This window comes from uncultured Anaerofustis sp., assembly GCF_938029165.1.
GTDB lineage: Bacteria > Bacillota > Clostridia > Eubacteriales > Anaerofustaceae > Anaerofustis.
Genome location: NZ_CALHFB010000010.1, coordinates 1 through 13,287 on the forward strand (window position 1 = coordinate 1; position 13,287 = coordinate 13,287).

At 33.4% G+C, this 13,287-nt stretch carries 13 protein-coding genes; 11 read left to right on the top strand and 2 right to left on the bottom strand.

Annotated elements, in window-relative coordinates:
• Window positions 1-157: 157 nt before the first annotated feature.
• Both Q0516_RS01450 and Q0516_RS01455 read right to left on the bottom strand, forming a co-directional pair.
• Window positions 158-970: a family 1 encapsulin nanocompartment shell protein gene (locus Q0516_RS01450; RefSeq protein ID WP_294468412.1), complete on the bottom strand. Its 813-nt coding sequence runs from the start codon at window positions 968-970 to the stop codon at window positions 158-160.
• 16 nt (window positions 971-986) lie between these two features.
• Window positions 987-1,346, bottom strand: a complete 360-nt coding sequence (locus Q0516_RS01455) for a ubiquinone biosynthesis protein COQ7 (RefSeq protein WP_294468414.1) — start codon at window positions 1,344-1,346, stop codon at window positions 987-989.
• A gap of 648 nt (window positions 1,347-1,994) precedes the next feature.
• Here Q0516_RS01455 and Q0516_RS01460 point away from each other — a divergent pair.
• The 11 genes from Q0516_RS01460 (at window position 1,995) to Q0516_RS01510 (ending at window position 13,285) form a co-directional block, all read left to right on the top strand.
• The gene (locus Q0516_RS01460) at window positions 1,995-4,142 is read left to right on the top strand and encodes a BglG family transcription antiterminator (protein ID WP_294468416.1); all 2,148 of its coding nucleotides are present in this window, start codon (window positions 1,995-1,997) and stop codon (window positions 4,140-4,142) included.
• A 24-nt stretch (window positions 4,143-4,166) separates the two neighbouring features.
• Complete coding sequence (locus tag Q0516_RS01465) at window positions 4,167-4,637, top strand: PTS sugar transporter subunit IIA (RefSeq protein ID WP_294468419.1); 471 nt, start codon at window positions 4,167-4,169, stop codon at window positions 4,635-4,637.
• An 11-nt stretch (window positions 4,638-4,648) separates the two neighbouring features.
• Entirely contained in the window at window positions 4,649-4,987 is a 339-nt protein-coding gene (locus tag Q0516_RS01470) for a PTS fructose transporter subunit IIB (protein ID WP_294468421.1), read from the top strand.
• A 21-nt stretch (window positions 4,988-5,008) separates the two neighbouring features.
• Entirely contained in the window at window positions 5,009-6,067 is a 1,059-nt protein-coding gene (locus tag Q0516_RS01475; RefSeq protein WP_294468426.1) for a fructose-specific PTS transporter subunit EIIC, read from the top strand.
• A gap of 21 nt (window positions 6,068-6,088) precedes the next feature.
• Complete coding sequence (locus Q0516_RS01480) at window positions 6,089-6,355, top strand: HPr family phosphocarrier protein (protein ID WP_257480437.1); 267 nt, start codon at window positions 6,089-6,091, stop codon at window positions 6,353-6,355.
• 18 nt (window positions 6,356-6,373) lie between these two features.
• Window positions 6,374-7,405 (top strand): 2-hydroxyacid dehydrogenase, encoded by a 1,032-nt coding sequence (locus tag Q0516_RS01485; RefSeq protein WP_294468430.1) that lies wholly within the window; start codon window positions 6,374-6,376, stop codon window positions 7,403-7,405.
• 10 nt (window positions 7,406-7,415) lie between these two features.
• Window positions 7,416-8,309: a class II fructose-bisphosphate aldolase gene (locus Q0516_RS01490; RefSeq protein WP_294468432.1), complete on the top strand. Its 894-nt coding sequence runs from the start codon at window positions 7,416-7,418 to the stop codon at window positions 8,307-8,309.
• A gap of 464 nt (window positions 8,310-8,773) precedes the next feature.
• Window positions 8,774-11,338 (top strand): sigma 54-interacting transcriptional regulator, encoded by a 2,565-nt coding sequence (locus Q0516_RS01495; protein WP_294468434.1) that lies wholly within the window; start codon window positions 8,774-8,776, stop codon window positions 11,336-11,338.
• A gap of 218 nt (window positions 11,339-11,556) precedes the next feature.
• Window positions 11,557-11,982, top strand: coding sequence for a PTS sugar transporter subunit IIA (locus tag Q0516_RS01500; RefSeq protein ID WP_294468436.1), 426 nt, complete (start codon window positions 11,557-11,559; stop codon window positions 11,980-11,982).
• A 1-nt stretch (window position 11,983) separates the two neighbouring features.
• Window positions 11,984-12,481 (top strand): PTS sugar transporter subunit IIB, encoded by a 498-nt coding sequence (locus tag Q0516_RS01505; RefSeq protein ID WP_257480443.1) that lies wholly within the window; start codon window positions 11,984-11,986, stop codon window positions 12,479-12,481.
• An 18-nt stretch (window positions 12,482-12,499) separates the two neighbouring features.
• Window positions 12,500-13,285, top strand: a complete 786-nt coding sequence (locus Q0516_RS01510) for a PTS sugar transporter subunit IIC (RefSeq protein ID WP_257480444.1) — start codon at window positions 12,500-12,502, stop codon at window positions 13,283-13,285.
• The last annotated feature ends 2 nt before the right edge of the window (window positions 13,286-13,287 follow it).

Below are 13,287 nucleotides of genomic sequence, written 5' to 3' on the forward strand. Positions count from 1 at the left end.
TTATAAAAAGTATAAGTATATAATATATAATAGGTAGTGTTAATATCGGCTATTAAATAATTATATAAATTATTTATCTTAAAAAAAATAAAAAAGGATAGTCATTAAAAAATGTTTATCCTTTTTTATAATTTAACATATTAAATCTATTCAAAATCTATTCAAAATTAACGATTGCACGAGGATCTTTTATCCTTAAAGTCACAGTTTCCAAAATCCTGAAATAATGATTAAAATCTTTAAGTTCCAAATACCCTACTCCAAAATCAGCACCAACCGCTAAATCTATATACTCGGGTTCTACGCATAATAATACCGCTTTATTGGTTCCAAATGCACCTGTAGTATAAACTCTTCCGTCTACAAGCTTTGATATACGTTCAAGTTCCAGCATATTTATCCCCGGCTGTACCCTCTGCAGATCCAAGTATACATCGGGAGAAAGAACCAAAGCATATCTGCCTAAAAAACAATTGCTTGAAAGATAAGCTATACCATGAGCAACATCTTTGAATGCATCTTCATTTTCTTTCCAGTTACCTTTTTTTATCCCAAAAGTCCCTTTTGCATTTAAAAGACCTTCCATGCCTAAATCTTTATTTCCAAAAAGAATTAAATCATCTTCTTTTTTTGCTGCCTTTTGAGCTGCTGAAGCAGCAGCAGATAGATCGAGCGGCCATCCGTTCTTTTCACTCTGCTCCATATCTCTCCATAATAAAGAAAAATCTTCATATAACTGAGGCATTTGAACTATTTTACGACCGGCAATTTCTCCGAAACCATTTGAAAATACTTCTGTTTTATCAACCGAATCGATTGGAATAAAACTTACTCCGGCACCGAGAGGACCAAACAAACTTAAAAAACGTCTGCAAACCAAATGTCTTTTAAATGTATCCACTACGGTCTTATCGATTTTATCCCATACTTCGGAACTAAAAGGTGCATCTTCTCTTGCTAAATATTTCATATATATAACTCCTTTCTTAATCTTCTTTTAAACTACCAACTGTATGTTTGATAGCTTTTTCACTGTCTGAATCGGACATCCCCAACTCTTCCAGCATTTCCTTTACTTCATTTTCACCATGAAAAAATGAATCTGCTTCCTTAGGATCCAGATAACGCATTAATGTAATCAGCTCTCCTACATGAGCTTTTTCTTCGTCCCTTATATCACTAAGTACAGCTTTGGCAGCAGGGTCATCGGTTGCAAGATAGTGAGCATCGTATAAAAAAATAGCTTCCAATTCTGCTGCAATATCGAGCCTTAAAGCCTGCATCAACTCCGCATTTGACATTTTTCTCTTTACATTTCCCTGAAACGGGTTTGCAAAACTTGGCATAAATAACTCCTTTCTTACGCATAAGCGTAAACGAATATTAATAACTCTATAATTTTTTATTAATATCAATTAAAATAATCCTACAATATCAACTTTATAAGTAAAACCAGCAACGTTCATTTTTATTTTTATATAATTACTAAAGAATAATTTATTTTTATATTTGTTCATTAAGCATATATAACACGACATTGTAATCATAATTATTATTTCTTTCTTTGACTTTTTTATTACACTAATGGAATTTATATTTTAATATTTTGCATTTAAGATATTTTTGAAAATCAAAAACCAATCAGGTTATATCTTCCTTTATTTTCCTATAAAAAATCTAATATTAAATATGATAAAATTAATATGATATTTTCTTATTTCAAACTACTAAATATGATTATTTAAATGTATTTTATTTATAAATAAATTTTCAATTTAAAATGAATTTTTAATAATATTTAATTACAAAGATTATTAAAATCCTTTTAAATAAAGATTTTAATAAAATCAAAAATAAATATACTTTTTGCAATTTATATTGAAATATCTTGAAATTTAATTAACTAAACATTTGTGCTTTAATGTTATTGAAGATAAATATATTTATTCAAAACACACAAATAATAGCTAAAATTCAACAATCGGAGAAATGCTATGAAAAGAGAAGTCAGAATACTTAAGTATTTACTACAAAACAATGGATTTATTTCCATTGATTATCTATCCGAAAAATTCCTGGTTTCCACCAGGACAATAAGAGAAGATTTAAAAACAATCAAACAATCGCTAAATTCAAGCGGACTGAAATTTATTCAGGACAGAAATAAAGGGGTGTTGATAAACAAAGACAATACAAATGACAATGACATCTATAAAGTTATGAAAAAACTCGGTAATGATGAAGATTTTTACACGGAAGAAGAAAGAGTAAACATCATATTAAACGAACTCTTAACTGCACAGGAAGAAATCACTTACGATTACTTAATAACAAAAACCAACACAAGTAAAACGACAGTAATAAAGGATTTAAAAAAATGTGAAAAATGGCTAAATGACAGAGATATTGATCTTATAAGGAAGCCGAGAAAAGGAACTAAGATAGAATATGAAGAAACTATTTACAGAAATGTGGTTTTAGAATACATCGAATCCTACCTAAAAGAATTCGATTTTCAAAAAATTTATAACACATTCAAAAATAAAGAGTTTCTTGTATTCAACTTATCCGACAATAATCTCATAACTTATTTTACTAAAAATATAAATGTCGGGATCATAAATAATTTCATCAAGAAGTATGAAAAAGAGCAGCAGATAAAGTTCAGTGAAGATGCCTTTATTAGAATATTTTTTTATATACTGATATCGGTAAAAAGAGTTAAAAACGGTTTTATATTAAATAACTTTGATGCTAAGGATATTACATTAAAAGAAACATTTAATGTGGAAGAATGGATAGACAAAAATTCAAAATTTTTATATCAAAGTGCAGATATAAATCTAAACAGTACAGAAATGAAATATATACTTTGCTATATGCTATCTCAAAATAAAAGGTACCTAAAAAAAGATGAAGATATAAATTTATATGACGAAAAGAAATTAGTTGATGAGTTTATAAAAATAGTCCAGGAATTTTTATGTACGGATTTGCTCGGAGATAAAACTTTATTTGATAACTTGCTTATGCACATAACTTCCACGATTCACAGAACGCTTTTTAATATAAAAGTTAAAAACCCGCTCAAGAATGAAATCAAAAAAATGTATCCTGAGATATTTAAATCCTGTCAGATCGGAAGTAATTATCTTGAAAAATGTCTGGGTAAAAAACTGAGCGAGGATGAAGTAAGTTTCCTAACTATGCATATTGCAGCCTCTTTAGAAAAAATCAAAAGAGCAAATAATAAGTTGAATTTATTTAAAACCATAATCGTATGTTCAAGCGGTATCGGTACAAGCAATATGCTTAAGATGAGACTGATAAACGAGTTTCCGAATATAATGGTTGAAAAGACTTGCTCCGTTGAAGAATTCAATGATACAAACAAAGAAGGTATAGATTTGGTAATATCGACCACTGCCTTATCAATCGGAAGCAAAGAATCCATCATATATGTATCTCCCCTTCTCAGTGAAAAAGATATTTTAAAAATAAAAAAACATATAAGCAAACTGGGAATAAAAAATAGGGACAACTACAGTTTCGTAGTTGAAGATTTAATGGATATAATATCCGAAAACTGCATTATAAAAGACTATCAAAAACTTGAAAGACAAATTCAAAAATATTTTATCAAGGAAGAAAAGATCATAAATAATAATAAGCATTTATTAAGCGAATTTGCCACGAAAGAACATGTTATGTTAAATGCAGATGTTAAGGACTGTAGAGAAGCAATCCTTTTAAGCGGAGAATTAATGAACAAAAGCGGATGTGTTGATAAAAACTACGGAGCAAAAATGATTGAAGCAAAAGAGATCCTCGGTTCTAACGTCGTTATTTCAGAAGGGCTTGCTCTTCCCCATGCAAAATCAACGGACAATGTATATAAAACATGTATGACTTTTATAACTCTAAAAAATCCCGTTAAATTCGGGAATAAAGACTATGACCCTGTAAGCATAGTATTTTCCCTTGCCGCTACAAAATCAAACAAACACTTTAAAGCATTATCGGAATTAATAAAGCTAATAGAGAAACAAGACATATTGGATAAACTCAGAAGCAGTAAATCTTATGAAGAATTCATGGAAGTCTTAACTGCATTTGAGACCGAACACATAATAAGCGAATAATAGAATTAAAAGAAGGAGGTCACAATGGATAAGGATATCAACAATATTTTAAGCCTCAAAACTATAGATGTAAGTGATTTACAAATAGAAAATAAAGACAACTTATTTAAAACAATGGCTAAAATGTTTTACGATGCGGACTGTATAAGAGACGAAAAAGCTTTTATCGAAGCACTATATAAAAGAGAAAAATCCGGTTCCACATACATGGGAAACGGACTGGCGGTACCTCACGGTAAATCAGAAACCGTGGTAAAACCGTCGATAGCATTTATAAGATTTAAACCTTTTACATACGATAAAGAGGAAAACGAAAAAGCCGAAATTGCATTGATGCTGGCAATTCCCGCTTCGACCGAACAAAAAGAATATATAGGCATGCTTGCCAATATAACAAGATTATTTTTAGATGAAGAGTTTTTAGTAAAGCTAAAGACAGAAAAAGATAAAAACATAATTTTAAATGAATTTAAGGACAGATATAAAAATATTTAGGAGGAAAGAAAATGAAAGTTGTAGGAATAAGTTCATGCCCATGCGGGATAGCTCATACATACATGGCCGCAGAAGCTATGAAAAGAGAAGGAAAAAAATATGGGATCGATGTACATATCGAATTACAAGGTCAGCTTGGTCCCGAAGATGAATTAAGCGAAAAAGAAATTGCAGAAGCAGACGCTATCGTACTCTGCTGCGGAGTTCTCCCAATAGGTGCAGAGCGTTTTGATAATTACAAAAATAAAATAGTAAACGTCGATTATGCAAATATTTTAAAACATCCTCAAATGATGATAGATGATTTAATCGAAGCGGGATTTTTAGATAAAGATATAAAGAAAAAATAATTTAATTAAGGGGATAGTGAAATGAAAGATAAATTAAGAACACTGGGAAAAGAAATGTATGGTGCAATGATGACAGGTATATCATATATGATCCCTGTTGTTATATCCGGTGCGATCATAATGGCACTTCCGAATTTCTGGACAGGAGGAGGTGCAGCAGACGCTAAAACAGGGCTTGCATATTACATGTATACATGGGGAGACCAATTATTCAAAATGATGTATTACATACTTGCTATGTTCGTAGCCTTTGGATTAGCAGGAAGACCTGCACTTACAAGCGGTCTTGTAGTAGGACTGTTTGCAGCAAATGGCGAAAGCGGATTTTTAGGAGCGGTAGTAGGAGGTATCATTGCAGGATACGTAACAAAATATACTGTCAAACATTTAAAATTGCCGCCTGTAATGAGTTCAGCTAAATCTATATTATTCATACCTATAATAACTTCATTTATTATGTTCATTGCAATGCAGTTCGCAGTTGATCCCGCATGCTCATTCTTAATGAAACTCATCTATAACTTCGGTGTTTGGGTTGAAGGTATAGGATATAAACCATTGCTTCTTGCGGTATTCGGTGCCTGCTTCTGTTTTGGTATGGGAGGTCCTTTCTGCTATGGGATGTTACCGTTAGCTTTGATATACATAAATGCAGGCGACAATGTAACGGCAGCGGCAACTATGGTTTCCGCAACATCAGGATGTCTTGGCACTGCAATAGCAGTTATGTTATTTAAAAAGAAATTTACACAAAATGAAAAAGCTAATGTTCCCGGATTATTTGCGGGGTGGATATGTCAGATAACGGAATTTCAAATACCATTCTTTATGGCTGACCTTAAAACATTTACTCCGGCATATATCTTGGCAGGTGCCACAGGCGGATTTTTAGTCGGACTACTTGGAGTAACGACCCCGGCATGGCACGGAGGAATGTTCACAGCATTAATGGCAAGCTCCCTTCCTAAAATCGTACTTTGCATATTAGGTCAGGCAGCGGTAGTCGTTCTATGGGTATGGTTATTCAAAAAAGACTTACCTAAAGAAGAACAACTTGAAGAGAACACCGAAATAAATTAAACATGATCCAAGGAGACATCTATGATATATTCAACAACAGTAAAAAACGAAACGGGTATACATGCAAGACCCGCAAAAGTATTGGTTCAGGAAGCAAGCAAATTCGTATCGGATATAAAAATAAAAGCAAATGATATAAGCGTAAACTGTAAAAGCATCATGTCCGTGCTTGCTCTCGGAGCCACAAAGGGAACAAATGTGGAAATCGATATAAGCGGGGAAGATGAAAAAGACGCTTATAATGCAATAAAATACCTATTTGAAAATAACTTAAATGAACCTAAATAAAAATAAGGAAGTGAAAAAATGAAAATATTAATTGCGTGTGACTGTTATGTGACTCCGGAAATGATAGATAAAATCAAAGATTTAGAGAAATACGGCAACGAAGTAGTGGTATATGACAACAAATTGCTGGAAACAAAAGAAGCTTTTGCGGAATATATGCTAAAAACAGAACTTGAAGGAGCGGAAGCCGTTGAAGCGGGTGATGAATTTGTAAGACTTGCCGAAGATGCGGATATCATTGCCGTACATTTAACTCCGGTAAATAAAAAAGTAATCGACAATGCAAAAAAACTTAAACTCGTTGCGGTAATGAGAGGCGGTGTTGACAGCGTAAATGTAGACCTTTTGAATAAAAAAGGAATTATTGTTACAAATGCCCCATGGAGGAGTGCTTTTGCGGTTGCGGACTTTACTGTGGGGATGATGATAAGTGAAGTAAAAAACATTGCCAAAAGCCATCATCTATTAATGGAAGGAAAATGGGAAAAAGAATATCCTAACGATATAAATTACATAGACATGAGAAATCGTACGATAGGATTGATCGGGTTTGGATATATAGGTCAAAGAGTACAGCAAAATTTAAGCGGCTTTGGAAGCAAAGTAATCGTACATGACCCATTTATGGATGACGAAAGGGTTAAGCAACTCGGAGGAAATCCTGTTTCACTGGATGAATTATTATCGACCTCGGATATCATCTCTCTTCATCTAAGATATTCAGAAAAGACAAAGAACTTTATAGGAAGAAAAGAATTTGCAAAAATGAACGAAAAAGCAACTCTTATAAACACGGCAAGAGCAGGGCTTGTGGATCAGGAAGCCATGATAGAAGCGCTTGAAAACAAGAAAATACTGGGAGCTGCCGTTGATGTGTACCATGAAGAACCGCTTCCTAAAGATAATCCTTATACTAAACTTGATAATATCACGCTTACACCTCACATCGCAGGTGTATCCAACGATACGATTGCAAATGCGGTAGAGATAATATCAGAAGATTTAAACCGTTACTTTAAAAACGAGGAAATGAAATGTGTTGTAAGATAGGAGCCTACAGATGTTAGTATCAATGAAAGAAATTTTAGAACATGCAAACAAAAATAGTTATGCCGTTGCAGCACCTAATGTAGTCACAGAGCTGGATACAAGAGCATTTATAGAAGCAGCTGAAGAATTAAACGCACCTTTGATTCTAGACTTTGCTTACGGTATGCATCCAGATATACATTTTCTCGGGAAAATATGTACCATGTTAGCTGAACAGTCAAGTGTTCCCATAGCGGTAAACTTTGATCACGGAGCCGATAAAAAGTATATATTGGAAGCAATCCAATCCGGATTTACTTCCGTTATGGTAGATAGGTCTTCCCTGCCTTTTGAAGATAATGTAAGAGAAGTAAAAGAAATAGTGGATATTGCACATAATATTGGAATAAGCGTAGAAGCTGAACTTGGGCATGTAGGTCAGGCAAATAATTACGAAAATGACAGAAATGCAGCTTTAACAAGTGTGGAAGAAGCAAAAGAATTCGTAAAGAGAACCGATGTTGACTGTCTTGCCGTTGCAATAGGAACGGCACACGGTGCATATCCGAAAGGCTTTAAACCGGAAATTGATTTTAAAAGGCTTAAAGAAATAAAAGATGCACTGCCCGACCTGCCTTTAGTGCTTCATGGTTCATCTGGAACGGATTTAGACTCATTAAGGAAAGTTTGCAGTATGGGAATAAATAAGGTAAATATTGCAAATGACGTTTGCAGGGGAGCCGTAGACGGATTAAAAAATGCAGACCTTGAAGGTTCCGGAGCTTATGATGTATACAGAGCTGCCAGAGAAGGGGCTAAAAAAGTACTTATGGAAATGATAGAAGTATACGGAAGCGTAAATAAAGCCTTTGACGTTAAACCAAAAGGTCTTTGCACAGGTATGACTTCAATGGAAGAAAAATAATAAATAAAACTATAAAATCATAAAAAGTGTCTGTATGTTTTTATAGCTTGAAATTCTCCTTTAATTTAAAAAAGACGTTAAATAACGTCTTTTTTATTTATATATTAAATCACATAAAAACTTATTTTTACTCTTGATATATATTTTTTTTGTATTATAATAATAAAGTACAATTAAATCAGAGGGGTATAGCCAAGCTGGTAAGGCAATAGATTCTGGCTCTATGATGCGCAGGTTCGAATCCTGCTACCCCCGCCATAAGAACTCAAGCCGATAACTGTTATAGCTATTGGCTTTTTTATTTTATTATACAATTTAATTATATAACATAATAAATCTATACTCTCCCAAATCCAAACAAAAGTTGAATATTAATTATTTTTATGCTATAAAGGTAGCATAGAATGCGATTATACACATTACAAATAATACACTTTTTATTAACTGATAATGGGGAGAAAAAGATGAAAAATAATAAAGCTCAACTCATATTAAACGAAGTAGAAAAACGAACATCCGGTTTATCAAAGGACGATTTTCTTAACAGTGAAGATTTTGATCAAAGTTATCATACTACCATTTCCATCGCAAATGATTTGAACATGCAAAGGACCAATGTCAGCAAGTGCCTTAATGATTTGGTCGAAGATGAAATATTAATTAAGGTAACAGGTAAACCTATATTATTTTTTCATAAAATAAAGCTGGAAGAAATTTTCAATAAGAGTTTAAATGAATGTGTATATGATAAAGAGTCAATATTAAGTGCTTTAAATGATAATATTAATATAATAAAGGAAAAAAATAAAAATGAAAAAGTGTATGATGTCTTTAAAAATATAGTGGGATTTAACGATACGCTTAAAAATCAGGTTTCATTGGCTAAAGCTGCTGTTACCTATCCTCCTCTGGGACTTAATACGATGCTCATAGGTTCGACAGGCTGCGGAAAAAGCACTTTTGCGGAGGCTATGTATAACTATGGAATGGCGATAGGGATGTTTTACGAAGACACAAAATTCGTTGTTTTTAACTGTGCGGATTACTCCGACAATCCTCAGCTGTTGGTTTCTCAGCTGTTCGGAAATATAAAAGGAGCCTATACAGGTGCAGATACAGAACGTACTGGATTAGTTGACAAAGCCAACGGCGGGATATTGTTCTTAGACGAAGTCCACAGACTTCCAAAAGAGGGACAGGAAATGCTGTTTACCCTAATGGATAAAGGGATATACAGAAGAGTCGGTGAAACGGATACTACAAGAAAAGCAAATTTAATGATAATTGCAGCAACTACCGAAAGAAAAAACTCTCAACTTCTCAATACTTTCATAAGGCGTATTCCTATAACCATAGAATTACCGGACGTCAGTAAATACAATATGCAGGAAAGATTGGAATTGATATTTAAATTTTTTTATGTCGAATCGGCAAAAACAAAAAGAAAGATCAAAGTCAGTAAAAAGATTTTAAAAAGCTGTTTAAATTACGACTGCCCGTTAAATATAGGTGGTTTAAAAAGCGATATCCAGCTCATTTGTGCAAAGGGTTATTTCTCCTGCGTCACAAATTCACAAAGTGATATAAAAATAAAGTGGAACGATATCCCCAACAACATGAAGCTGGGGCTTATAAATACAGACCACGAAAGCAACAACTATGCAGAAATTGTCCTTGATGATACGATTATTTTCGATTACAGCAAAGTCAACGAAAGCAAGTATCTTTTAAATCAAATGAATAAATTTGAACATGAAAATAAATACTACAGCAAAATCATCGAAGACTATTATGAATTATCACTTAAAAATGAAGAAAACGATAATGTCAGAAAAAAAGTCGAAGACGATTTAAAGAGTTATTTTTTATCCATGCAGGAAAAAATCAGAAGCAATCAGCTCCCCGAATACGGAGAACTGCTTGCAAGAATAGTCGATGAAAGAATTATTGAAGCTGTCATTGACGCCATAGATTCCGTTAAAACCATATATAATAACCAGGAAAACAATAAACGGATAGTATGTGCGTTATCCTTACATATAAATAATTTGATTGAAAGAATAAAAAGCGGTAAATACTCCGTAAACAATAATTTGATAAAGTCTGTAGAACAGCTCTACCCCATTGATTATTATGCAGCTCAAAAGATAATCGAAATACTTTCAAAAGAACTGGATATAGAAATTTCTTCAAATGAGATCATGTTTGTAACGATGCTTCTTCATACGATGAATGATATGGATATGGGAAACAGAATAGGAGTTTTGTGTATAGCTCACGGAAGCAATGTTGCAAGTTCCATTGCAGAAGTGGTAAATACCCTTTTAGATATAGAAGGTCTTTATGCTTTGGATGTTCCTCTTAATGAAAAGGTGGAAAGTATATTGAATAAAGCAATCGATTTAGTAAGAGAAATAGATAAGGGAAAAGGAGTGATACTACTTACGGATATGGGTTCTTTATGCGACTTTGATACATTGATCACCGAAGAGACCGGAATACCTACAATAGCAATCCCAAACGTAACGACTCTTATGGCATTGGAAATTACGAGAAGAGCATACAGTTCCAATGTAAAATTAGCTGATTTTTATAATGAACTGATAGATGATGATGTGATATACAACAAAACAAATATCAATAAATATAATGATACATTAATGAACAGTGAAGAAAAAAAGTTCATTAAAGTCCTTGATGAAATGTTGACTTTTATAAATCCAACTAAAATTTATAATTCTTTAAAATCCGTCCTACTTAATATATGGAATGATTTAGGACTTAGTGAGGATAAAATGTTTGAATATAAATTCATAATGCACTGTGCATTTATGGTGGAAAGAGCGATAAAAAAGGAACCAATGCCCGGTAAAAATCTAAACTATTATTATAATAACAGAAAAGAAACTCTAAATAAATTGGAAGAATATTTCAAACCTGTTTATCAGGAATTTGGATTTATTATGTATCCGAGTGAATATGAAGCGATAATAGAAATGTTTGATGTCCATTATAATTTAAAAATATAGAATTATACACATTACCAGGTAAAACAATTAAAATCTTAATGTGTATAAAAAATAGTCATCATCTGTATAATCATATAAAAAAATACAACTTTAAAATAAGAGGCTAGATAAAAGGATTTGCCTCTTATTTTTTATTTATTTTTATACACATAAACTTGGCACGACATTTGCTTATATATTATATGAAGCATAAATTTTACAGAAAGGATGGTGTAATAATGATAGGAATTATACTCGCTTCGCACAGCAACTTAAGTAAAGGCGTTAAAGATGCAATGAACTGCATAATGGGAGAACAGGACAAAGTAAAAGCTCTGTCTTTAAATGTAACCGATGATATAAATGCATTTGCTCCTTTAATAGCTAAAACCGTTGATGAAATGGATAACGGAGACGGTGTGTTGATATTTGCAGACTTACTCGGAGGAAGTCCCTGTAATCAATCAGGAAAATTACTGACTTCAAAAAATGTAAAAATAGTAACGGGACTAAACCTTCCGATGTTATTCGCGGCAATAGAAGCAAGGTCACAGGGGCAGGATTTAAACAGTACGGCACAGTATGCTATGAAATCGGCAGTAAAAGGTATTCAAAATTTAGAAACCGTTGTAACAATGAACAAAAATCAAAAAGGAGGAAATTAAAATGGGAGAACTAGTTTTAGTAAGGGTCGATGAAAGATTGATACACGGAGTTATCTGCGTAACATGGGCACCAAACGTCAATGCGGATACCATAATAGCAGTCGACGATATTACCGCAAATGATGATTTTGTAAAAAGCATTATGAAATCAAGTGCAGCCGGTGCATCGGGATTAAATGCAGATATACTAACTATAGATAACGCGGTATCATCTTGGAAAGAAAAAGGTCTGGCGGAAGGACGGATACTCTTGATATTTAAATCCGTTGAGGATGCTTTTAAAGCTTATGAAAAAGGTCTTGATTATACGTCCCTTCAGCTTGGATGGACAAACCCCAAAAAAGGAAGAGAAAGGATAGACCAGTCTCTCTGCCTTAGCAAAGAAGATGTGGATTTAGTTAGAAAACTGGAAAAAGATTACAGCGTAAAAGTCAATATGCAGTATTCACCGCAATTTGAACCCGTTTCATTTGAAGATGGAATAAAAGGAAAATTTTAATAGAAAGGAAAACATAAAATGGAAATCACATTAATACAAGTAGTTTTGATATCTCTGATTTACGCATTGTTTCATGGTAACGGCGGACTTCCTCCTATTGGCATGATTACAACGATGGTCACTCCGTTTACTTTCTCATGGCTTATCGGAGCCGTGCTGGGTGATTGGAAACAGGGACTCATAATAGGTGCAACTATACAAACGATAAATATGACTCCTGTCATTATTGGAGGTATTACAACAGTAGATCTATGGTATTCCGCTACACTGGTAATCCCGTTAGTTATAAGCTACGGACTTGATATCACTGCAGCGGTAGCAATTGCAGCTCCGGTAGCGGTAATCGCAAACTTCCTGGGACAAATCAATATAATCGGTTTATTTGATCTCGTATATGTACCTTTGGGAGACAAAGCAGCAGCAGAAGGGAATTGGAAGAAACTGTTATATGTAAGTCATGTGCTGCCCGCAGTACTGAATACAGCTTTCAAATTCGTAGTTGCATTCATGGGAGTTTACGCGGGAACAGCTGCCACAAGTTTGATAATAAACAAAATCCCCGAAAGCGTCATGCTGGGATTCGGTGCAGCAGCCGGATTGATGCCTGCGGTAGGATTTGCTATGTTCCTTGCATTAATAGGTAAAATGAAATTCTTACCATATTTCTTCGTAGGATTTTATCTCGTAAAATTCGCAGGGCTATCGACTATTGTCATAGGTATCATAGGACTTATTTTAGGATTTATATACATGCTTAACAGAGAAGGCATGAACGATTCCGAAACTTTGATAGGAGGTAATTAAAT